This window comes from Microcoleus sp. C2D2, assembly GCF_036702495.1.
Lineage (GTDB): Bacteria > Cyanobacteriota > Cyanobacteriia > Cyanobacteriales > Microcoleaceae > Microcoleus.
The window spans coordinates 58,021-80,611 of the sequence record NZ_JAUBTO010000009.1 but is presented as its reverse complement, the minus strand read 5'-3'; the positions used below and the strand labels follow the sequence as shown (position 1 = coordinate 80,611).

Genomic DNA, 22,591 nt, shown 5'->3' with positions numbered 1-22,591 from the left:
TAGTACGAGCAACTTTGAGAATTCCATGATTAGAATTCCCAGGAACAACAGGGTATTAGCCGAGCGTAAAATTTTGTTAATAGACTTGGATGGAACTTTAACAAATACCGCAGATATCGCATTGAAACCCATGAAAGATGGGCAGCAGCAAACAGATTTATCACGGATTGAAATCTTTGAGGGTGCTAGAGAATTTATTTCCGAAGCAACAGGTCTGGGATTTCAGTGTATTATTGTCTCTGATTCGCATCCCAAATATGTCAATACAATTGTCAAAGAGTATTTTAGTAATGTTTCTGCACTGTCGCTTGCAGATAAACCTAATACCTTAAAGACTCTTAATTTTTTGCGTTCGCAAAACATAGAAATTTCAGATAGCAATTGTTACGTGCTTGGTGACTCTTGGTTAGATATTGAACTGGGTCGAGGACTAGGAGTACCAACAGTATTAACTGCATTCTATGAAGCAACAAATTTAGAGATTAGAGACGGGATTGGTGATTATGTTAAAAACATTAAGAGCGGTTCTACATACTACGCTGAGAGTTATGATGAGATCCTAAATATTCTGAGGAATCCTTTGCAGAATTTACTGTGCTTGGAAGCTCGTTACACGGGTACGGTAAGTTACTTAGCAAGGAAACCGCGTCGTGATGACTTTCTGGCAGGAAGCTTCACTGCTCACAGAATTTTGGCTAGGCAGTCTCAGGGTGAGTGCGATAAATACCATACTACGGAGAAATACTTCGAGTTCAATCGGGCGGATAGAAGCAGAGAGTTATTATATACACTTCGGGATTCTGTCATAACTTATGTAGACCGTATCCTAGAGCAAAGATCCTTTTTATGGGATATATTTACCTATGTGCCGGACAAGCAGACAACGCAACCAGCGAATAAAATGGGGGAATTGTTTGACCTCATTGTTGAACTTGTTGGACAGAAGACAGCCTCGTTGAACTGCCTCAGTATATTTGAGTGGAATGAGGGGGTAGATTCTTCAACTCGCAGACAACCTTCAGCAGGCGATCGGCGGAGGTTCGTGCGTAGTAACCTTATCTTGCAGGATGGAGTGAATGTCAATGGCAAAAATGTCATAATAATTGATGATCAGTACACTACTGGAGCTACAGCAGATGCTCTGGCAGAGAACCTACGTGCTAGAGGAGCAAAGAATATTCTATTTATTGCTTTGTTTCATCTGATAACACCTGTGAACAGTAGTAAACTCTGTCCTAAGTGTGTAGTAAATGGCCTGAATAAACAACTACAAGTAAAGATAAATAGGCAAACTGGTAGTAAGTTTTATTCCTGCGTTTTGCCTAGATATGGTGGCGATGGATGCGGATACACGGAGAACATAGTATGGAACGAAATTCGGAACTAAGCTTGATTATTCTCGCATTCTCTCTTCTCAAGGGAGTCGGGGCTGTATTTGTCAAGAAAAGTCGGGTTACTATACAAAATAGTTACCATTATTGGTCAAGTGCGAATGCTAATGCTAGCCTTACTAAACTTCTAGCATTGGTGGGAAAAAAGTATTCAGCTTTAGAAATCGAAAAAGCTATTTCTCAAGCTGAGGATATACTAGCTGAATGTGAATCTCATGAAATTGGTTTCACTTCTGTTGTAGATGCAAACTATCCTCAGAAGCTTTTGGATTTAAAAGATCCTCCACCGATACTTTTTTTTAGGGGAAACCTATCTTTACTAGATAAAGATGTAGTTACTCTCATTGGGACAAGGAAGCCAAATGAAAATGGCAAAATAATTGCCGAACGAGTGGGTAAATATTTTTCCTCAAGAGGTTGGGTCATCTGTAATGGTTTAGCTGATGGCATAGACACTTTTTCAATTCTAGATCGTGACAACAATTGCTTTGCAGAGGTAATCGGAGTGGTAGGCAGTGGATTAGCTAAACCCTCTTTCCGATCTTTGCCAAAGCAATCGGAAATTAATATTGAACGCATCTTGACAAATGGTGGGCTTGTTGTCTCTGAAATTCCTCCTTTGAAGAAGCAAGATACTTTTTCGGTTGTGAAATCTTGTCGAATTCAAGCAGGGCTTGGAGCAGGTTTGATTCTTATCCAAAGTTCTATTGACGGAGGCTCACGTTTCACTGTGAAAGCTTCTGTTGAGTCTAACAGACCCTTGGGAATCATACATCCTGTGGAAACAGATATGCACCGGGATGATTATAGTGCTAATATAAAAATCATTAAATATGGAATTCAAGGGTTAAATGAGTTTGTAGAGTTAAAAAACAGCAAAAACTCCAGCTCTAAAATTGTTGTTTTATTAACTAAACAGTCATATCCCGTGCTTGAATCCGCTCTAAAAGAGGAGAAGATGTCAAACTTATTGCTCACTATGTAGAAGTAATTTTCAACTAATGCGGTTAACTTATAAGAAACAATTAAACAAATATTCCGACATAGAATTTATGAGTTGTGAATCTGAGGAGGACGAATGTTACATATTGCGTTTGAGGGGCATTTTACCTGTTTGATTACGTTGATTCCAGATTGACAACTTAACAGAGAACGATATAAACTATCAGCTTTATTCAGATGTCATCTTGCTGTGCAACCTTCCAGAAGAAGGACTTTATGCCGACGATATCGGTACAGTTGTGGAAAAGCATCACCTTGAAGGACTAGAAACAGGTTATAGCGTTGAGTTCTTCGATCTGTTGGGAAACACTGTAGCAGTTGTGACGCTACCTGGAAGTTATTTGCGATCGCCAACCAGTGCAGATAGACCTACAGTTAGACTGGTTAATAGTTTTGCTGCGTAAGTAGAGGCAATTGTGCAATGGATAAACTAACTGAGTATCCCAAACTAATTTAATGGAAGTCACCCCTGAATTGCTGTCAACCCACCCGTGCGATATAATGTTGTTAGTGGATTGTAGAATAGCAATCAAAAAAAGGGATAATTATGACCGTCGAACAAGCCATTTTGGAAAATGTGAAGGTCTTATCGCCAGACCAACAACAAGAAGTCTTAGCTTTCATCAAATTCTTGCAGTCCGATAAATGGGAAGATATCTATAAAGGACGCTTCAAAGAACTGCAACAAAAAATTCGTCAAAACACTGATATCGATCCCGATGATGACCCCACTGAAACTGTCATCGAAGGGATTCAGCAAGGCTTCCATGAGGCAATTACCGGACAAACTCTCCCCTTGTCTCAACTGTGGGATGGCATCGATGACAATTGAGCGACAACCGATCCAAATTGAACTCACCCCCCGATTTCAACGAGACTTGCGAACTTTAGGCAAACGCTATCGCAACATTCGCAACGACATTCAGCCTGTAATCGAACAACTTCAAGCGGGGGAACTTCCGGGCGATCGCATTCCGGGAATGGAGTACGAAATTTTCAAAGTCCGAATTAAGAACAGCGACATTCAAAAAGGCAAAAGCGCGGGCTACCGTGCTATTTATTACCTCAAAACTAGCGATTCGATCGTTTTGGTGACGATCTATTCTAAATCAGACCTATCAGACATCGCCGCCGAAACAGTTCGAGAAATTCTAGCCCAATATGAGCAACAATTTCCCGAATCAGAAGAATTATGAACTATCAACTTTATTCAGATGTCATCTTGCTGTGCAACCTTCCAGAAGAAGGACTTTATGCCGGCGATATCGGTACAGTTGTAGAACAACATCACGTTGAGGGACTAGAAACAGGTTATAGCGTTGACTTCTTCGCTCTGTTGGGAAACATTGTAGCAGTTGCGACGCTACGTGGAAGTTATTTGCGATCGCCCACAAGTGCAGACAGAACTACAGTGAGCCTTGTTAACTGATATCATGTATAGAATTAGGGAAATCAACAAGCAAAATGATTCAATCCATACCGAAAATATCCATCAAACCTGGATACCGTCCCCAGTCGGATGATAAAACTCCTGAAGCTGATGCAATTGATTTTTACCTACTGCGGCAACTCACCAATTCCCAACGGTGGCAAATGGGGGCAAAATTAAATCGTTGGGCAAAAACTGTTAGCTTGCGCGGAATGAAAAAAGCTTGTCCCTCAACCTACAAAGAGCGATTTGCTCGATCGATATTAGGTAGCAAGTGGTTGCCAAATTTAACCCCCACCAGTGATCCCTCTATGTGGACGCAAGACCCCAGCGAAATTGCTAAACTGTTGCACCCAATTTTTGAAACATTAGGTGTCTCTTATTATATTACAGGAGGCGTTGCCGCTTCTGTCTATGGCGACCCGAGAACAACACGCGATTTAGATTTAGTAATTGAATTGCTCCGGGACAATATTTTTCAATTAGTTGAAGCACTAGAAACGGCTGGTTTTTACTGCCCTCCGGGTTCGGTAGAAGATATTCAAGAGGGTAGAGGGATGGTGTTGAGCGTCACTCACATGACTTTAGTATTGAATGCTGATATTGTGCTGAATTCTAATACTGAATTCGATCGCTCAAAAATGGCAAGACGACGATTAGAAGCGCTTGACGAAGCTGGTGTAGAACAATTTTGGGTTGCTTCTCCTGAAGATATTGTGTTGGCAAAACTGCTCTGGCGGCAACAGTCTAAGTCTCAAAAACAATGGAATGATGTTTTGGGAATTCTGAAAGTCCAATCTGAGAATTTGGATCGGGGTTACTTAACAGAGTGGGCCCAACAATTGAGGTTGATTGATGATTTGAACCTAGCTTTTACTGAATCTGGGATTTGAGGCGATCGCAATTCGCGCAGGGCGATCGCAAAAAAGGTCGATCGATAGTAGAGAAAATAGTGCAATGGATAAACTAACTGAGTATCCCAAAGTAATAGAGCATATTTTAACCGAGTATCTATAATTGTGCCGCCATCCTCAACCAGACATCGAAACATTCTTAATTACCGACGAACAAAACGGTTATTTATTCTCCAATTCTTCAATCTAAAATCTAAAATCTAAAATCTAAAATCGATAGGCTGTTTACGTTCGGATTCGCGATCGCAAATTTTGGATTGAAGAAGACTGGACAGAAGATGGGATTGCAACGGATTTGGTGCGTGCAGGAGTTCCCAAGGAAGATATCGTGTTGGCATTTCACGAGCCGGGAATGCGGCAATACACAGATTTTGCAGCCGCTTCGTAGCGGTCATTTAACTTAACTCCAGCGACCCATAATTGACAGGCAAACCATCCTGAAATACCAGCAATTCTCCCGGGTGAATTTGCGTCCAAACTTCGTTATCAGTCAGCGGAAAAGTGGCAATAACAGCCACGCGATCGTCCTCATTTGTCAGTTCCCGAAAATCCACCGTCACATCCTCATCGATCGAGTGCGCGCTAGCGAAAGGTGCTTGTCGCACAATATAATGTAGATTAGTAGAACAGTGTGCGAACAAGTGTTCTCCATCAGAAAGTAAATAATTAAAAATTCCGTACTCTGCCAAAGTTTTAGTAACTTCCTCCAGAACCGGGTAAATTTCCCCTAAAGCAGGCTTGCTTTGAGGAAAAGTCGAGCGCAGCTTTTCTAATATCAAACAAAAAGCTTTTTCGCTGTCAGTTTTGCCAACAGGTTTGTAAACGCCGGCACATTGTGGGGAAAAATTTTCGAGATTTCCATTGTGAGCGAACACCCAATAGCGCCCCCAAAGTTCCCGAATAAAAGGGTGGCAGTTTTCCAGAGCAATTGCGCCTTGGGTAGCTTTGCGGATGTGAGCAATCACGTTAGTTGAATGAATGGGATAGCGACGCACTACTTCAGCAACCGGAGAAGCAATCGCAGGTTTAGAGTCTATAAAAAGGCGGCATCCCAAACCTTCAAAGAAAGCAATTCCCCAACCGTCTTGATGAACGTCTGTTCTGCCACCTCTTGCAGAAAAACCCTCAAAAGAAAAGCAAATATCTGTTGGAACATTGCAGTTCATTCCCAGTAATTGGCACATAGCTTTTAAATTTGTCGAGTTTGAATAAATGTCGCAGCTATTGGCCGCTACAGATTGGCGATGATAGTATTATAGTATTAAGGGGTTTAAATAAGTTAAATATATAGCAATCCTTGCAGGAGTTGTAAATTTTTTACCCCACCCCAACCCTCCCCGATGCCTTGGGGAGGGAGTAAGAAATTCACAAATGATGCGAGACTTGCTATACTTAATATTTTTGTTTTGTCAACCGTAATGATACAGAAATTAAAAAAGTTAGCGATGGCTAAAAAAATCGCTCGGCACTTTTTCCCGTGCAGACAGCTAGTATAAAGTGTTAGCCGATATCCGGGAAGGAATTGATAGCACTTTGATGATTTTGCAGCACCGTTTGAAGGCAAATAATAACCGTCCGGCTATTAAACTTATCAAAAATTATGGCTATATTAGTTTGTTTAAATGCTATTAGAACTGAATCCGGTGTTTATGAATGGTCTTGAAAAAGGCGCTCGATGATTTATAAAAAGCTAAGCAAAGGTATATTTTTGCATCGATTACATCCGCACCCAACATCATTACTATTACTACACTATTACTACTTAGTTATATGAGCGAGAGCGAGATATTTGGATTAAAATCAAAGACAATGGCACAGGAGTGTCTGAGGAAATAATATCGCAGATTTTTGACTCTTCATTCACTACAAAATCTGTTGGGAAAGGAACCGGATTGTCAATCAGCCGTCAGATAATGGAAGAAACCCAGGGTGACAGTTTGACTTGTTCGTCGGTTTTGGGAGAAAAAACGGAATTTACGATCGCCCTTCATCTCGCATAGTACGCGCGTGCGTAGCTATCCCGTAGGGAATCCCCCTTTCTCTCACTTTTTTTGCTGTTTACTCACAAAGTAGAATTACTCATGAAAAATCACAAATGCGATCGACAAATTGGGAAAATCCTTAGCAGCTTAATATTAGGATTCGGATTGCAGGCATTATTCAGCATTCCAGCATTAGCAGAAACGACAGATCCTGAAACAACAGCAAATAGTGCAAATTCGGAAGATCGAGTTAATGAATGGTATCAATTACTCGCAGCGACAAACAATTTACCGGATAATTTTGAGGGTACTCCCGATCACAAATCAGTCGAAAATGCTCGCTTTGAGGGTACTCCCGATCGCAAATCAGTCGAAAATGCTCGCAATGTCGATCTAAATTTACCCATTAATCCCACCTCCGAGCAACTTCTACCTATTGTCAGCGAGATAGAAACTAACAGATCCAACGCCAGCGAGACGCAGCCCGCAGAAATACCTCCGTTAGTAGAAGAAAATAAATTAGAAAATCCCCCATTAACTGACCCTGCTGACGACTCAATGGAACAAGTCACATCAGTTTCGCAACTGGACGACGTACAGCCGACAGACTGGGCATTTCAAGCACTACAATCCTTAGTAGAAAGATATGGCTGCATAGCTGGATACCCCGACGGAACCTATCGCGGAAACCGCGCTATAACGCGCTATGAATTTGCAGCCGGAGTAAATGCTTGTTTAGATAAAATCCGCGAGTCCATCGCCAAATCAACTGAAAGTCTAGCTAAGGGAGACGACTTAATAAAACTGCAAAAATTGCAAGAAGAATTTGCAGCAGAAATTGCCACAATCCGAGGCAGAGTGGATGTGCTAGAAGCGCGAACTAGCGAACTAGAAGCCAATCAATTTTCGACCACAACTAAACTGTCGGGATTCACAATTTTTGGAATACAAGGGCGCACGCCGAACCGTGCGGATCGGACTCCCAGAGACGGCAAAAGGGATACCAAAGACCCCGGTACAAATGTCAACTCGATCAACTTCACTCAATTATATTTAACCACTCAATTTAGTCCTCGCAGTAACTTATTAATCGGTTTTTACAACCAGAATGGAAGCAATTCACCACAATTAACCGAAGACACAAACGTTGCTTATAATTTAGGCGAAACTCCTGGATTAACTGTCAGCGACCTCAACTACCGCTTTCTTGTCGGCGACAAATTGGCAGTGTTTGCAGGAACAGCAGGAGTTAACATGATTACCGGTTTTAGAGGGCCGAATCGGGCAGAAAGTGCAGCTTCGGGCCCCCTTTCTGCCTTCGCCCAAAGAAACCCAATTTTGAACACTAGTTTGGGTTTAGGCGGTATCGGCATTGACTGGCAATTTGCGAAGCGAGCCAGTTTCCAAGCAGTTTATTCTACTAACATTCCCGGATTTTTTGTCAGTTCTAATGGGCCTAGAGGACACAATACATTGGGTCTACAACTAACTCTGACACCAGCCGATCCAGTTGATGTTACTGTCTATTATGTTAACGATTATTCGCCGGACGGTAATCTGATTAATTTGGCTGGCGATGGTCAATTAACTGCTATCAATCCCAGCACAAACAAGTCAGCATCTCTGGAAACAAATGCAGTTGGAGCCAGTTTAAATTGGCGCATTTCATCGCGAGTTTCTCTGGGAGGTTGGGCGGGTTATACTAATTCTCGCATTCCGGGTAAATCAGGTACGGTAGCAACTACAAATTATATGGTTTTTGTAAATTTTCCTGATTTGTTTAAAACAGGAAATTTAGGAGGAATTTATATCGGGCAACCGCCTAAAATTGTCAGCAGCAATTTACCTACAGGCAATAACGTACCTGATTTTTTAGATACGGGTTTAGGGCGTGAGGGCGGGCAACCCGGAACGACTACTCATGTAGAGGTATTCTACCGCTGGCAGGTGAATGATAATATCAGCGTCACTCCTGGATTGATCTTGATTTTTCAACCTGGTCACACTCCCGATAGCGACCCGATCGCAGTTGGTGTATTGAGAACATCCTTCTCTTTTTAAGAGTGTAATGCTGTGGGGGCGGGTAAAGTCGATCGCCAATTGCCAACAATTTTGGTGAACCCGCCCCGCAGCAACCGCCCACAATAAAATTTAATTTTGTGGAACGGCCCGAAAGCCTGTTAAGCGAAAATGCTGCAGTGGGCGTCAGCAGACAGTGATTAAAACCCCAGCGGGAGGTTTTAAGATTTTTTCTCAGTAAAAACCCGCTATCTTTACTAAAGCTTTACATTTAGTAGTAATACCTAATCCGGGTTAAATATCCCCTTTATTCTTTAGTCTGCGTCGGCGGACAAAAGCTTGTGTAGACGCGATTTCAATATCATCCTTCATAAAGGGCATATTTAACCCGGATTTAGTAGTAATTTCTCAGTTTATTCTTTATTTACTACATAAAGATACCTAATTATTAAGTAAAAAAAAAATCCGCATAAACACGCTTGAAATAAAAATTTCACTAACTTAATCTATTAGAAGAAGCAGTAGTAATAGTTCTTGAAGTTTAGGTTTAGATAAATATGATGAAATCAACGGGGTATGTTTCGTGTATGGGCTTTGCTGTAATTTCTGCTATGACTGCCTATCCCTGTCAGGCACAAATGACTGTCAAATCGCCGATCAATGTAACTGAAACACAGAATAGCACAAGTACGGAGTCACCAAATGCTGCTAACACTTCTGCCAGCGATGTCGGGAAAAATCCTAACATTTCTAAATCTGTTACCGTCTCTGAATTGAATAGCACACCTCCTAACTCTCCTCCTCTAACAACTCCTCAAAATCAATCTGCACGCACGAATCGCTTAGGATGTCGATTTTTTGATACTACTTCAATGCAGCAATAAATGTTCCTGCATATCTTGATAAATAGAATATCAGGGCTGAATAGAGGGCGATCGTTTTTTAGGATCGCCCTCTATTTGCGCCCTCGTACTTCCTAATAAAATTATATGCAGTAAAAAGGATTGATGAAATTAACTGTAGTTGAGATATTATCGGGGAAAATCTGAAAGTTGTTTGATATTCTTCAAAACTATTTGAGGCTTCCCTTTGTATTGTTCCACCTTCCCACTGACATAAACATATCCCCGTCCCAGGCCCGCATAACGCTTCTCGATTAGCCGCTTCAAGGGAGCTATTTCATCAGTTTCAGCATCCGGTATCCACAGATCTAATTTATGATAAACCGATCCAGCATAAATCAGAGCGCTGCCGCCAATCCATTTATTAATTCCCGCCTGCAAATCGCAGAAAATAGTAATAGATTTAGCTCTCTCAGAAGCCGCTAAGATTTTCGGGTAGTGCAATCTCACAGAAAGCACTCCTGCGGTTGCTTCCGACAACCGAAACTCTTCAACAATCGAGCCTCGCATCGACCACCAAGGCAGTAAATTACCATAGTTGCGAGAGGGAATTTTGGCATTGGTAATCGGATTCCAAATCATCAGATTGTAAGCTTTTGCTGCCGATTCTGCCTCAGTCATTTGTCGGTGATACAATCGGGAGCGCCCGTATTTCACAAAGTAGGGACTCCAGCCTTCTTCAATCAGTTTTAGATTGTAATTTTCTCCATCTTTATGTACGTAACAGAGGAGACGCCCGTAGTTGTCGCGGTGTTTTTGTAAAGCCACTTCAACCGAATCGCCTGTATCAAATTCTATGTCAATTTGAGCAAGTCCGCCGCCATCCGTCGCAAAGTATTTTTTAGCCATTTCCGAAGCTGCTTTCCCCGCCGCAGTTACAGGTTTGGAGCCTCCCGGATGACTTTCTTCTGTATCGACGCAAATCAGTCGCAGAGACTCGGTTTGGCCCTTGAGAGAAATTTTGATGCTGTCGCCATCAACTACTTTAGTTACTTGCAGGTTCGGAATTCTGGTTGCCATATTTTCAACCCTGTTGCACTGGAGATTTCATGCAGGTATCGGTTAAATTATACACGAGTTCGCTATCAATAGCAAGTGTAATTTTTGTTGTTTGTATTAATATTTGTCAACTGTGGCGTATTTTATCAAGTCGGGGAAAAAATCTCGAAAATCTGATTCTAAGCGCTGATAGTTAGCTGTCAAATCTTCTATGCCGCTTGCCAAGTTATTTGTCCGCTTGATTCGGGCAGACATTCTTGTAAGAGTGATGCCGATTTCGGCAATTTCCTGATAAGATGAAAGCAAGTCGCGGGCAATTATTGTTGGCAGCAGGCGCTGGAGAGATTCAGGCAATATATCGCGATTGTCTTGCAGGACTTTATAGACATGGCGAGAAAAATCGGGAAGCGGAATTTCTGAATATTCCAGCCAATTTTTAGCCAAGAAGTGGTCGTAAAACACGTCAATCAAAACTCCCGCAAACCTGCGTCTATCGGCGCAAATAAGGCTTTTACTCGATCGCACTATGGCGTGAGAGTCCGTGTAGCTATCTACTTTGCGGTGCAAATCGATGCCCTTTCTAATTTCCTCGGGATAAAGGTTGAGGGCCGTTCCTTTGACAAAGTCTCCTAAGAGGTTGCCAATCAGGGATTCTGGCGTGCCTTCTGATAAGAATAGATGAGCCAAATAATTCATTAACTACACAACTGCATAACCTGTATGAGATCTGACATCTGCGGGATGAAAACCTAAAACAATGGAATCCTTGGAAATTCCAGCAGCTACAAGTTCTTTCGTCACGCCGTATTCTGTCTCATCTCGCTGTACCCAAATCTTATCATCAATAATATCTATATGAACCAAACAGCCGTGAATTCGTTTGGCTTTATCCCAGCCTAAAGTAACTAGCAGGTAACAATCAGATTTTTCATCAAACACGGCTTTACAAATTATATCGCCATGAGAGTAAGGAATTTTTGTGTAAGGTTCGAGAACTGTTTTAATGGTGGTTCTAAAGTTAGCTAAAGTATCCATTTTACGATCGCCTCTTGATTTGGGTCGAATACAATCAGCTTGAGCTTTTCGTCTTCAATCATTAATTGACCGATCGGTTCTTCAAATAGAGATTCCTAGGTGATATCGCGAACAGCCAGATAAAGCGTATGTTCTGGATAAGTTCTCTGAAGCACAGATCGATAAATAGTAAATTGTCCGATCGCCTCTCTCAAGTCCTGCATCTCTGAATCGCTGACAAAGCTTTTGACTTCCACAGCAATTTTCTGTTCTCCTCGTTCTGCTGCCAGCACCTGTTTTGCTCCCCGATCCACATACATATCTTTTTTTCCCCATTTCAGATGGAGAGGATCGTGAGTAATTATCCACCCATCATTGATGAGAGATTTTTTAACTGTATTGTGGTACAGGTCTAAAGCAGGCATAGAACAACACGAGTAATATTATACTTCACGGTTATATAATAGCAAATTATGATGCAATTATCTTAAACCGCAACTACAAGGAGAAAGAGTAATGGCTGTTCTGGAATGTGTAAAACCTGGTGCTAAACTCGGTCAAATTATTCTTGCCGTCGATCTTACTGTTGCCGGTGCAGTCGATCGCATTTTAGCAAAAATTCAAGACTTGGGATATGACGCAGAAATCCGTCATGTCAACTATCCGTCTGGAGTTCACGTCTTGGCAATTCTCAAAGACGAACAGCATTCAGAAGCAGTCGATGATGACTACTTGTTAGACGAGTGGCTGCAAGTAAGATCGGAAATTAACCCCGATGCGGTTCATTTGTGGCGCGGTAAATAAGCTGTTTTAGTATATCCGTGAATCTTGGATAGCACAAGAGCGATCGCCTAACTGTAGTATGCGGGCGATCGCATCACAAATTTCTTTCAGAAGTAGTGTTGCAGCCTATTGAGAGCTACACTCACCAAATGTTGTCACATACCCCTTAACAGTAACTCCCATATCTAATTCCTCGTGATGAATCAGTAGGTTAGATAATTGGGCAATCAAAAATTCAATCTCGCGACGGTTCTCAAACTGGAGAAAAATACTGCTACCTTCACCCTTAATAATCACCGTTGGAATATCGCTGTCGTCTAACTGTGAATCAATATCTGGGATTATTTGTCTGATTTGCTCTTCAGTCCACATCTGACTCATTCCTCTATCTCCCGTTCAAAAATACAGCGGTATGACTTACCACTCTTATTGAGAATGACACCGCAGAAAGTGCAGCGCCCCTCCCCTCTTAATTCATTATACTCTGCCAACTCACGGCAGCGACGAATAGCAGCTTGCCGATCGCTAGTAGCAACGATTGTGTCTGCATCAAGCCAAACTTTATTTTCAGGGTTTTCTAACATTCCTACACTCTACATTGCCGTAAATATTGCATCATTGTCAATAAACCCAAAGAAACCCGGTTTCTGGCTATTGTGCAAGATTTCAATTGGTGTATCTCATTTTTGCAAATATATTCGTAGTGGCTCTCGCATTCCCGCAGTAAGTCTGTGCTTATAACAAATAAATTATCTCCCGGAATGCGAGAACCCTTACAAAATTGGGATGCACCCGATTTCAATTAGACCGAACAATTAAATCACAGATGAACCCTAATGTAATTATATCTGCGTTCATCCGCGTTAATCAGCTAAAATCTGCGGTTGCATACCCCTACGAACCTCCCCGCAACTTATCCAAAACCGTCCGGTCTTCCAAAGTCGAAGTATCCCCAGAAACCTCCTGTCCCGCAGCCAAAGAACGCAGCAAACGCCGCATAATCTTCCCGCTTCGAGTCTTCGGCAAAGCATCAGTAAATCGAATTTCGCCGGGACGGGCGATCGCCCCAATTTCCTTAACAACGTGCTGCTTCAACTCAGACGCCAATTCATCGCTAGGTTGCTGCGAGTGGTCCAGCGTGACAAAAGCCACAATATCCTCACCTTTAATCTCATCCGGTTTACCAACAACCGCAGCTTCCGCCACCGCTGGATGCGATACCAAAGCTGACTCAACTTCCATTGTGCCGAGTCGGTGTCCGGCCACATTAATTACATCGTCAACGCGGCCCATTACCCAGAAATAACCGTCTTTGTCCTTGTGCGCGCCGTCCCCTGCAAAGTACACAAATTCGCCATCTTTCGGGTGCAAATATTCCCAATAGGTGCGGCGAAAACGGTCGGGATCGTTGTAAAGTGTACGCATCATTCCCGGCCAAGGATGTTTCACCACTAAATAACCGCCACTTTCGTTAGTTACTGGTTCGCCCTCTTGGTCAACAACATCGACCACAATTCCAGGGAACGGTAGGGTTGCAGAACCAGGTTTTGTAGGAATTGCACCGGGCAAAGCGGTAATCATAATTCCCCCGGTTTCTGTTTGCCACCAAGTATCGACGATCGGACAATTCGAGTTACCAATTACGCGCTGATACCACATCCAAGCTTCGGGATTGATCGGTTCGCCGACGGTTCCTAACAATCGTAAAGAGGACAAATTGCGCGCGTTGGGCAAGTGTTCGCCCATTTTCATGAATGTTCTGATCGCAGTGGGTGCAGTGTAGAAAACGGTGACGCCGTATTTTTCGATCACATCCCAAAAACAGCCTGGGTTGGACGCGCGGGGCGCACCTTCGTACATGATTGTGGTGGCGCCGTTGGAAAGCGGGCCGTAAATTATGTAACTGTGGCCTGTAATCCAGCCTACGTCTGCGGTGCACCAGTAGACATCGGTATCTTGGAGGTCGAAGATCCACTTGGTTGTCATGTGGGTGTAAAGGTTGTAGCCACCTGTGGTGTGGACGACTCCTTTGGGTTTGCCGGTACTGCCCGAAGTGTAGAGTACGAACAGCATATCTTCGCTGTCCATCGGTTCGGCGGGGCAGTCGGCGGAGGCGTCTTTTTGCAAGTCGTGCCACCAAAGATCGCGCCCGGGTTCCATGTGCACTTGCTGTTTGGTGCGCTGGACGACGATAACGTTGGTAACGCTGGGTGTGACGTTGTTGGCGAGGGCTTTGTCTACTTGTTCTTTGAGGCCAACTGCTGCATCTTTGCGGAAGCCACCGTCAGCGGTGATGACGAGTTTTGCTTGGCCGTCCTGAAGCCTATCGCGCAAAGCTTCTGCACTAAAACCGCCAAAAACAACGCTGTGTACTGCACCGATTCTGGCGCAGGCTAGCATGGCGATCGCAGCTTCGGGAATCATGGGCATATAAATGCCGACGCGATCGCCTTTTTGGACTCCCAATTGTTTGATGACGTTCGCCATTTGGCAGACTTCGCGGTGGAGTTGCGCGTAGGTGAGGGTGCGGGAGTCTCCGGGTTCGCCTTCCCAAATCAGGGCTGCTTTATTTTTGCGCCAAGTGGTTAAGTGGCGATCGAGACAATTGTAAGAAATGTTAATTTTGCCGTTGACAAACCATTTAGCAAAAGGCGGCTGCCAGTCGAGCACGGTATCCCAGTTTTGGAACCAGTCTAATTCTTGGGAGGCGAGTTCTGCCCAGAAGGCTTGGGGGTCAGCTTTGGCTTTGTCGTAGAGGGCTTGGTATTCTTCTAGGCTTTTGATGTGAGCTTTTTGAGAGAATTCAGCGGGCGGCTGAAATAGGCGTTTTTCATGCAGAATTGATTCGATGGTATCTTGTGACATCGTTCTTAACTTTAATTTCGGTTAGTCTTTTTAACTATTGTTTGCATAAGTTGGGGCAAAAGTATGTTTATTTTCCTTAAGACTTGGGGCAATTTGGTCAATGTTGGAGCTGCATGAGAAATTATAGCACTGGTAAATTGTAAATTCTATCTTCGTACTCATCATCAAATGATGCTTCATAAATCAGAAGCAGTAGTTCAATATTTTGACCTATACTCAGCTTGGAATTCAGGATAAAGATTCCTGGAACATGGCAATTTTGCTCTAAATGCTCTGTTAAATGAACTGGCATAGAGCGGCGGTTGTTGGTAACAAGAATGAAATTATGGATTTCGCACCAAATAAGAATTTCTGGATCGAGAGTCCCTTGAGAAGGTGCTGTTAGTTCTCCCACTGCTAGAACAACCAGATCGGGATTGCGCCTGCGAATTTGGTTAACATACCCAGGATCGACATTTTCATCAAAGAGATACTGGATTGACATCCACTTTTCTCCTTGCATCTCTTTCTGCTTTGAATTTGCGGAGTTTTTCAGTCACTGGAGGAGGATTGCGATGTTGTTCTTCTCGCATTTTATCGCCCCATTCCAACCATTCGGTTATGTACTGACCGACTGCTTCTTTGTTGTGCAGGTAGTACAAAATGGTCGCATAAACTTGTTCGAGGGTGAGCGATGTATAAATGTTGGCAATTTCTTCGGGAGTTCGAGCGCGAAACAGGTATTCATAGAGAATGGTTTCGATGCCGATCCGAGAACCTTTGAGCCGAATATCATCTGGTCTTAGGAAGTTGAAATAGTCTTCAAGTTGCGTGGTTTGGTGGTTAGCTTCATGAGATTGCTTCTCTTTATTAATTTCTGTTACTTCGGGAACCAGCACAATTACTTCGGCTCGGCTGTTGCGATATAACTTGAGCGGTTCACCAACGCACAATTGTCCGCGATCGTCGATCGTTGCCATCACTTTAATTGCTTTCATACAATCTACCCGATTTACAGGAGCGATATCTGGTATGATATCATGTCCGATCGATTGACCATAATATCCCGGCCGGGCGGGTTTTTGAGATTGTCAATTATTGGCAGATATTGTTGGTGAACCCGCCCCTACCTGAGGTCGGGTAATCGAGCGGACATGATATGATTATATCATAACAAATCCGATGGTAATGCTTTTATAATTGACATTAACAGCCGATCGCACAAAAGCCATGACCCAAAATTTAGAAGCAAGCCAACTCTCGCTAAATGACGTTCGCCGCCTTCTCAAACTGGAAGAGCGAGAAGGAGACGCCTTCACCGATTTTTTCTCTTTGGAACCGCTGTCAGAATTAGAACTGCAGGAAATATTAAAAATTAGAACTGACTTTCGACGCTACTTATCCGCCGGAAAAGTTTCAGAAGAACTTGTTAAATTTTTAGTGCTTTCACCGTTAATGAGATTAGCAGGATTTTTTGATATTCCGATCGTGCTGACAATGGAAGATAGCATCCCGATCGAGGTTGAGGATGGGGATACTTTAATTAAAGGGCGCTTGGATATTTTAGCGGTAAATCAGCCGGAGGCAGAGCTCGCGGCGGCACAGTTTTGGATTTTGGTAGTGGAGGCGAAAAATAGTGCGATCGATCCTTGGGCCGGTTTGCCGCAATTGCTGACTTATGCTTATAAAAGTTTGCAGCAGCAATCGTCTGTTTGGGGATTGACAACGAATGGACGTAACTATCAGTTTGTGTATCTGACGCGGGGCAATCCTTGTACTTATCAGATTTTACCAGACTTGAGTTTGACTGACAGGGAGCGATCGCTCTTGTTGGGGCAAGTCTTGAAAGCTATTTGCAAGTTGCAGAATGTGCAGTTGCAGTTGGCTTAACAAGGGCGAGCGCATCCGATGTTATGGTGACGGTGGAGTGGTGTGCTCGATCGGTGGATTTGGCGGTTGTTGGGTATTTTGAGTGCTGATGTACGTTGTTGCTAACGGAATTAGGGCGATCGCGATCGGTACTACAACTTTCTCGATCGACCACTTGATATTTGAATTGTCAGATTTTTTCACTTGCTTTACCTTTTTAGCTGATGTAGTCTTGTTCTGGTACAGCCGTTTTAAAGTTTTCATTTAGTTAATTCCAATCTCTACAATTTCGATAATAAACTAACTTTATTACTATTATTTCGTTGATAAATAAATTCGACAAAGTTGTCAATTGCCGGGGAATTGCCCCTTTTTTTGACAATTGAGTTGAAGGGTTTGTGAAAAAAACTTCACAAATTAGCTGGTGTTTGTCAATTTGTGAAATTAAACAGGCGATTGGGGCTGAAGCTGACAACTGTGGTAAATTAGTAAGAGTGGCAGGTAAAGCGCTAAGGCAGGTATGCGGATGATGGAACGAAAAGACTTTGAGGAAAAGTACGAAAAGCTAAACGATAAACAGGGTCAGGTGCTAAAGCTATTTTTGCAAGGGAAGTCAGAGGAAGCGATCGCTAAATCCTGTGGCGTTAGTAATTCATCAAGTGTCAGACATCATATTTCAAATATCTGCGATTTATTTGGTTTTAAAAATGAACCGGGCGAACGCTTCCGACAGCGCGATCAATTAATCCCGCTATTTGCCAAGTATAAACCTGAATTAGTTAGTGATAAATTAAAAGCAAATTGTGGAATTTCCCATGACAATCCAGAACCAGTTAAATTTTACTATGTAGAGCGCGATTGCGAAGATAAATGTTACGATCAAATTTTAGAAAAGGGAGCGCTCATTCGGATTAAAGCTCCTCAAAAAATGGGCAAGACTTTACTGGTGGATAAAATTCTCGATCGCGCGTCGCAAGAAGGTTACAAAACTGCAATCCTCAGTTTTGAGGAAGCTGACAGTGAAGTTTTGGGGGATTACCGGAAATTATTGCAGTGGTTGTGTGTTACTCTGGGCGACTTACTGGAGTTGGAGAATAAATTAGTGGAACATTGGGATGACACTTTAGGCGGTATTAACCATAACGTCACTAAATATTTAGAAAGGTATTTATTCAAAGATTTTTCTCAACCTTTGGTACTGGTATTAGAGAAAGTAGACTTGGTTTTTGAGCAAGCTACTTTTAATGTTGATTTTTGTCGCTTACTTCGTGGGTGGAATGATGCAGCTAAAAGGAGCGATCGCCGCGGTGCAATCTGGCAAAAAATCAGGTTAATTGTCGTTCACGCTACAGAAGTTTACAGTTCTCTTGATATCAACTCATCCCCTTTGGCGGGTGTTGGGTTGACTGTACCTTTGCCAGATTTTACCCCGGAAAAAGTGCAGCAGTTAGCGCGACAGTATCGACCCAATTGGCTGAGTACAGAGGAGATTCAACAACTTATGAAAATGTTTGGTGGTTATCCTTATCTGGTGCAAACAGCTTTTGCTTACCTGCAAACTCCTCAATCTTCTCTGACTAAGCTTTTAGAAATTTCACCTACTGAAGAAAGTCCCTTTATTAATCACTTGCGAGAACTTTTAGGCAAGCTCAAACTCTGTCCAGAAATCGCAAACGTTTACCGAGAAGTCGTAAGGAAAAATCAACCGATGATGCTGGAAACTCATCAAACATTTAAGTTAGAAAGTATGGGATTGGTGCGAGTGGAACATAATAATTGTTTGCCCCGCTGCGATTTGTACCGTCAATATTTCTCGGTGCGTCTATGACTTATCAATATATAGCTGAATCAACTCTCCCAGAAGATACCCAAACCTATGTAACGCGAGAAGCTGATAGTCAGCTTTATCAAGCGTTGCTGGAAGGTAAACTCTGTTATGTTTTCAATTCTCGCAAAATAGGTAAGTCTAGCTTAGCGCTTCAAACAATCAAGCAACTGCGAACCGCAGGCCTTCGATCGGTTTTTATTGACTTGTCTGGCGACGAGACGAAGTTAGAGCATCCCGAACAGTGGTATGCTAATATACTTGATACTTTGGCTTATGAATTAGACCTTGATGTTAATTTAAAAAACTGGTGGCAGGAACGAAATTGGCTGTCTCCCTTGCGTAGATTTCGGGAGTTTATTGAATCGGTGATGCTGTCGCAGGTTACCGAAAAAATAGTCATCTTTATTGATGAAATAGATAGTGTTCTCAGTTTGAATTTTTCGGCAGACGATCTATTTGCTTTTATCAGAAGCTGCTACAATCGCCGTACCCAAAATGCAGACTACAATCGCATCACTTTTTGTCTGTTGGGCGTCGCAACACCTTCAGATTTGATTCAAGATAAAAAGCGCACGCCCTTTAATATCGGTCAAGCTATTGAATTAAAAGGTTTTACTAAGGAACAAGCTGCACCTTTAGCGAAAGGCTTAGAAGGAAAAGTCGATCGTCCCATTCAGGTTTTAAATGAGATTTTAGACTGGACGGGCGGACAGCCTTTTTTGACTCAAAAACTTTGTAAAATTGTCCTAGAACAAGCAGAAACCAGAAATCCTGATATTGCCGAACTGGTACAAGCTTACATTATTAACAATTGGGAAGAGAACGACGATCCCGAGCACCTCGGAACAATTCGCGATCGCATCCTCAGCAACCAACAGCGTACCAGCCAACTCCTCGGCATCTATCAGCAAATTATTACCCCCCCTAACCCCCCCTTGCTAAGGGGGGGGAAAGATAGCACTAATTCTTCTTTAGTAAGGGCTGGGAAAGATAGCACTAATTCTTCTTTAGTAAGGGGTGAGAAAGATAATTCTAATCCTCCCTTAGCAGAGGAGGAAAAAGACAATCTTACTCCCCCCCGAAGCTTGGGGGGGCTGGGGGGGGTCGCCGCTGATAACAGTCCCGAAATCGAGTTACAGTTATCGGGGTTAGTTGTTAAAAAACACGGTCAACTGCAAGTTTACAACCGTATTTATCCAGAAATATTTAACCTCGATTGGGTACAGCAAGAATTAGCGAAACTCCGCCCCTACCAGGAAAACATCGCCGCTTGGATAGCCTCAAATCGTCAAGATACTTCCCGACTGTTGCGCGGCCAAGCGTTGGATGATGCGTTGCAGTGGAAAGTGGGGAAACGTTTAAGCGATGAGGATAATGATTTTTTAGATGCCAGTCAAGCTGATGAACGGCAAGAACTGAGGACATCTAATAAATTATTAAAAGAAATCCGTAAACAATTCAGGAAAGTTCTCAAAATCGAAGAAGCTGGACGCATGGCGTTAAATCTTTTTCAGTCGAAGGGAAAGCAAATAGAAGCCTTGCGGGCAGCTATCAAAACAGGAGAAGATTTAAAGAAGTGGGTACCAGATAAGCCCCCGCTTTCCGAATATCCCGTTACATATCCTCTGTTAGCTTTGCAGATGATTCTTGCTAAAATCCGCGAACGGCGCCAGTTTGTAGGACATATTGGCAGGATAAATAGTGTCCGTTTTAGCCCCACAGGAGAAGCGCTCGCCACTGCCTCATATGACAAAACAGCCGAATTGTGGGACTTACAAGGCAAACGCTTAGTGAGTTTCATCGGACATAATGACTCGGTAACAAATCTCAGTTTTAGCCCCACAGGAGAGGCAATCGCTACTGCCTCAGTTGACGGCACCGCCAAATTGTGGGACTTGCAGGGCAACTGCTCGGTAACATTCACCGGACATCATAACTTGGTAAATAGTGTGAGTTTTAGCCCGACTGGAAATGCGATCGCTACTGCCTCATCTGACGACACCACCAAATTGTGGGACTTGCAGGGCAACTGCTTGGTAACATTCACCGGACATAATGACTGGGTATGGAGTGTCAGTTTTAGCCCCACAGGAGAAGCGATCGCCACCGCCTCATTTGACAAAACCGCCAAATTGTGGGACTTGCAGGGCAACTGTTTGGTAACATTCACCGGACATAATGACTGGGTATGGAGTGTCAGTTTTAGCCCGAATGGAGATGCAATCGCTACTGCCTCCAATGACGGCACCGCCAAATTGTGGGACTTGCAGGGCAACTGCTTGGTAACATTCACCGAACATCATAATTGGGTCAATAGTGTCAGTTTTAGCCCGACTGGAAATGCGCTCGCTACTGCCGCGTATGACGGCACCGCCAAATTGTGGGATTTGCAGGCCAACTGCTTGGTAACATTCACCGGACATAATGACTCGGTAACAAATCTCAGTTTTAGCCCGACTGGAAATGCGCTCGCTACTGCCTCAGTTGACAAAACAGCCAAATTGTGGGACTTGCAGGACAACTGTTTGGTAACATTTACCGGACATCATGACTCAGTAACAAATGTCAGTTTTAGCCGCACAGAAGATATGTTCGCTACTGCCTCAATTGACAAAACTGCCAAATTGTGGGACTTGCAGGGCAACTGCTTGGTAACATTCACCGGACATAATAACTCGGTAAATTGTGTCAGTTTTAGCCCCACAGGAAATGCGATCGCTACTGCCTCATATGACAAAACTGCGAAATTGTGGGATTGGCAAGGCAACAGCTTGGTAACATTCACCGGACATAATGACTGGGTAACAAGTGTCTGTTTTAGCCCGACTGGAAATGCGATCGCTAGTGCCTCATCTGACAAAACTGCCAAATTGTGGGACTTGCAAGGCAACAGCTTGGTAACATTCACCGGACATAATGAGTGGGTAACAAGTGTCTGTTTTAGCCCCACAGGAGATACGATCGCCACTGCCTCATCTGACAAAACTGCCAAATTGTGGGACTTGCAAGGCAACAGCTTGGTAACATTCACCGGACATAATAACTGGGTAACAAGTGTCTGTTTTAGTCCCACAGGAGATACGATCGCCACTGCCTCAGATGACAACACCGCGAAATTGTGGGACTTGCAGGGCAACTGCTTGGTAACATTCACCGGACATAATGACTCGGTAACAAGTGTCAGTTTTAGCCCCACAGGAGATACGATCACCACTGCGTCAGAAGACGGCACCGCCAAATTGTGGGACTTGCAGGGGAATTTACTTGCAGACTTTAGCGGCTATAAAGGCAATTTGCTCAAAGGTGAGGCTGATTTTGTGGAGTTAACAAGTCCGATTTATAGTGTTTGTTTTAGTCGGGACGGGAAGTTTTTAATAACTGGTTCGCGGGATGGAAAGATGCGGTTTTGCCCGATCGAAAGTTTGGACGAGTTGTTGGCGAGGGGGAGGGAATGGCTGGGTGAGAAAATTTAACCGCCGATCCACGCGGATGATTTGAATTTAGCAACGATTTTACGATTCTTTTTCACTTGTTCAAACTGCTATTAGCTTTACCCACTTTAGACACCAGAATTATTGAATAATTCGGGTATCTAGCAGACTACAAGCCGGAAAT

At 43.2% G+C, this 22,591-nt stretch carries 26 protein-coding genes; 15 read left to right on the top strand and 11 right to left on the bottom strand.

All coding sequences use genetic code 11. The annotated features are described in order from the left end of the window. Positions 1–25: 25 nt before the first annotated feature. The 8 genes from QUB61_RS05435 (at position 26) to QUB61_RS05400 (ending at position 5,124) form a co-directional block, all read left to right on the top strand. On the top strand, positions 26–1,387 hold the full coding sequence (locus QUB61_RS05435; protein ID WP_333126370.1) for a hypothetical protein: 1,362 nt from the start codon (positions 26–28) through the stop codon (positions 1,385–1,387). Continuing rightward, on the top strand, positions 1,366–2,376 hold the full coding sequence (locus QUB61_RS05430; RefSeq protein WP_333126367.1) for a DNA-processing protein DprA: 1,011 nt from the start codon (positions 1,366–1,368) through the stop codon (positions 2,374–2,376). The genes QUB61_RS05435 and QUB61_RS05430 overlap by 22 nt, the downstream gene beginning before the upstream one ends. Before the next feature lie 148 nt (positions 2,377–2,524). Beyond that, positions 2,525–2,797 (top strand): DUF4926 domain-containing protein, encoded by a 273-nt coding sequence (locus QUB61_RS05425; protein WP_333126446.1) that lies wholly within the window; start codon positions 2,525–2,527, stop codon positions 2,795–2,797. A gap of 143 nt (positions 2,798–2,940) precedes the next feature. Then, the gene (locus tag QUB61_RS05420; RefSeq protein ID WP_228049972.1) at positions 2,941–3,225 is read left to right on the top strand and encodes a DUF2281 domain-containing protein; all 285 of its coding nucleotides are present in this window, start codon (positions 2,941–2,943) and stop codon (positions 3,223–3,225) included. After that, positions 3,215–3,589 carry a type II toxin-antitoxin system RelE/ParE family toxin gene (locus QUB61_RS05415; protein WP_333026343.1) on the top strand — a complete coding sequence of 125 codons (375 nt, stop codon included), beginning with the start codon at positions 3,215–3,217 and terminating at the stop codon, positions 3,587–3,589. The genes QUB61_RS05420 and QUB61_RS05415 overlap by 11 nt, the downstream gene beginning before the upstream one ends. Next, the gene (locus QUB61_RS05410; RefSeq protein ID WP_333126363.1) at positions 3,586–3,822 is read left to right on the top strand and encodes a DUF4926 domain-containing protein; all 237 of its coding nucleotides are present in this window, start codon (positions 3,586–3,588) and stop codon (positions 3,820–3,822) included. The genes QUB61_RS05415 and QUB61_RS05410 overlap by 4 nt, the downstream gene beginning before the upstream one ends. A gap of 35 nt (positions 3,823–3,857) precedes the next feature. Next, positions 3,858–4,715: a hypothetical protein gene (locus QUB61_RS05405; RefSeq protein ID WP_333126360.1), complete on the top strand. Its 858-nt coding sequence runs from the start codon at positions 3,858–3,860 to the stop codon at positions 4,713–4,715. A 256-nt stretch (positions 4,716–4,971) separates the two neighbouring features. Beyond that, the gene (locus QUB61_RS05400) at positions 4,972–5,124 is read left to right on the top strand and encodes an element excision factor XisI family protein (protein WP_333126443.1); all 153 of its coding nucleotides are present in this window, start codon (positions 4,972–4,974) and stop codon (positions 5,122–5,124) included. 7 nt (positions 5,125–5,131) lie between these two features. Here the strand turns inward: QUB61_RS05400 and QUB61_RS05395 are convergent, their stop codons facing one another. Next, positions 5,132–5,920 (bottom strand): class II glutamine amidotransferase, encoded by a 789-nt coding sequence (locus QUB61_RS05395; RefSeq protein WP_333126357.1) that lies wholly within the window; start codon positions 5,918–5,920, stop codon positions 5,132–5,134. Positions 5,921–6,556: 636 nt separating this feature from the next. Here QUB61_RS05395 and QUB61_RS05390 point away from each other — a divergent pair. The 3 genes from QUB61_RS05390 (at position 6,557) to QUB61_RS05380 (ending at position 9,621) form a co-directional block, all read left to right on the top strand. Next, entirely contained in the window at positions 6,557–6,736 is a 180-nt protein-coding gene (locus QUB61_RS05390) for an ATP-binding protein (protein WP_445300182.1), read from the top strand. 81 nt (positions 6,737–6,817) lie between these two features. Then, on the top strand, positions 6,818–8,779 hold the full coding sequence (locus QUB61_RS05385) for an iron uptake porin (RefSeq protein WP_333126354.1): 1,962 nt from the start codon (positions 6,818–6,820) through the stop codon (positions 8,777–8,779). Between the two features lie 569 nt (positions 8,780–9,348). Further along, on the top strand, positions 9,349–9,621 hold the full coding sequence (locus QUB61_RS05380) for a hypothetical protein (RefSeq protein ID WP_333126350.1): 273 nt from the start codon (positions 9,349–9,351) through the stop codon (positions 9,619–9,621). Between the two features lie 147 nt (positions 9,622–9,768). Here the strand turns inward: QUB61_RS05380 and QUB61_RS05375 are convergent, their stop codons facing one another. From QUB61_RS05375 to QUB61_RS05360, 4 genes are all read right to left on the bottom strand, one after another. Further along, positions 9,769–10,659 (bottom strand): thermonuclease family protein, encoded by an 891-nt coding sequence (locus QUB61_RS05375; RefSeq protein ID WP_333126343.1) that lies wholly within the window; start codon positions 10,657–10,659, stop codon positions 9,769–9,771. Positions 10,660–10,755: 96 nt separating this feature from the next. Then, the gene (locus tag QUB61_RS05370; protein WP_333126340.1) at positions 10,756–11,334 is read right to left on the bottom strand and encodes an ACP phosphodiesterase; all 579 of its coding nucleotides are present in this window, start codon (positions 11,332–11,334) and stop codon (positions 10,756–10,758) included. 3 nt (positions 11,335–11,337) lie between these two features. Further along, a complete protein-coding gene (locus QUB61_RS05365; protein ID WP_333126337.1) occupies positions 11,338–11,673 on the bottom strand; it encodes a XisI protein in 336 nt (111 codons plus the stop codon). Between the two features lie 95 nt (positions 11,674–11,768). After that, on the bottom strand, positions 11,769–12,077 hold the full coding sequence (locus QUB61_RS05360; protein ID WP_333126334.1) for an element excision factor XisH family protein: 309 nt from the start codon (positions 12,075–12,077) through the stop codon (positions 11,769–11,771). Between the two features lie 91 nt (positions 12,078–12,168). On the opposite strand from QUB61_RS05360, the gene QUB61_RS05355 reads away from it, so the two are divergent. Beyond that, entirely contained in the window at positions 12,169–12,456 is a 288-nt protein-coding gene (locus QUB61_RS05355; protein ID WP_333126331.1) for a hypothetical protein, read from the top strand. 105 nt (positions 12,457–12,561) lie between these two features. Here the strand turns inward: QUB61_RS05355 and QUB61_RS05350 are convergent, their stop codons facing one another. The 5 genes from QUB61_RS05350 to QUB61_RS05330 all read right to left on the bottom strand — a co-directional run bounded on the left by QUB61_RS05350 (position 12,562) and on the right by QUB61_RS05330 (position 16,277). Continuing rightward, the gene (locus QUB61_RS05350) at positions 12,562–12,816 is read right to left on the bottom strand and encodes a hypothetical protein (RefSeq protein ID WP_333126327.1); all 255 of its coding nucleotides are present in this window, start codon (positions 12,814–12,816) and stop codon (positions 12,562–12,564) included. Continuing rightward, on the bottom strand, positions 12,813–13,019 hold the full coding sequence (locus QUB61_RS05345; RefSeq protein WP_333104262.1) for a hypothetical protein: 207 nt from the start codon (positions 13,017–13,019) through the stop codon (positions 12,813–12,815). The genes QUB61_RS05350 and QUB61_RS05345 overlap by 4 nt, the downstream gene beginning before the upstream one ends. 310 nt (positions 13,020–13,329) lie before the next feature. Further along, on the bottom strand, positions 13,330–15,300 hold the full coding sequence (gene acs, locus QUB61_RS05340; protein WP_333126323.1) for an acetate--CoA ligase: 1,971 nt from the start codon (positions 15,298–15,300) through the stop codon (positions 13,330–13,332). 121 nt (positions 15,301–15,421) lie between these two features. After that, positions 15,422–15,784 carry a DUF5615 family PIN-like protein gene (locus tag QUB61_RS05335; RefSeq protein WP_333126319.1) on the bottom strand — a complete coding sequence of 121 codons (363 nt, stop codon included), beginning with the start codon at positions 15,782–15,784 and terminating at the stop codon, positions 15,422–15,424. Further along, complete coding sequence (locus QUB61_RS05330; RefSeq protein ID WP_445300183.1) at positions 15,762–16,277, bottom strand: DUF433 domain-containing protein; 516 nt, start codon at positions 16,275–16,277, stop codon at positions 15,762–15,764. Before QUB61_RS05330 ends, QUB61_RS05335 begins: the two co-directional genes overlap by 23 nt. 232 nt (positions 16,278–16,509) lie before the next feature. Between QUB61_RS05330 and QUB61_RS05325 the strand changes: the two genes are divergently transcribed. Continuing rightward, positions 16,510–17,169 carry a restriction endonuclease subunit R gene (locus QUB61_RS05325; protein ID WP_333126316.1) on the top strand — a complete coding sequence of 220 codons (660 nt, stop codon included), beginning with the start codon at positions 16,510–16,512 and terminating at the stop codon, positions 17,167–17,169. Positions 17,170–17,190: 21 nt separating this feature from the next. Here QUB61_RS05325 and QUB61_RS05320 read toward each other — a convergent pair whose 3' ends face one another. After that, the gene (locus QUB61_RS05320; protein WP_333126313.1) at positions 17,191–17,412 is read right to left on the bottom strand and encodes a hypothetical protein; all 222 of its coding nucleotides are present in this window, start codon (positions 17,410–17,412) and stop codon (positions 17,191–17,193) included. Positions 17,413–17,674: 262 nt separating this feature from the next. On the opposite strand from QUB61_RS05320, the gene QUB61_RS05315 reads away from it, so the two are divergent. Next, positions 17,675–18,976: an AAA-like domain-containing protein gene (locus tag QUB61_RS05315; protein WP_333126310.1), complete on the top strand. Its 1,302-nt coding sequence runs from the start codon at positions 17,675–17,677 to the stop codon at positions 18,974–18,976. Beyond that, positions 18,973–22,449 carry a WD40 domain-containing protein gene (locus tag QUB61_RS05310; RefSeq protein ID WP_333189859.1) on the top strand — a complete coding sequence of 1,159 codons (3,477 nt, stop codon included), beginning with the start codon at positions 18,973–18,975 and terminating at the stop codon, positions 22,447–22,449. The genes QUB61_RS05315 and QUB61_RS05310 overlap by 4 nt, the downstream gene beginning before the upstream one ends. Positions 22,450–22,591 lie beyond the last annotated feature (142 nt).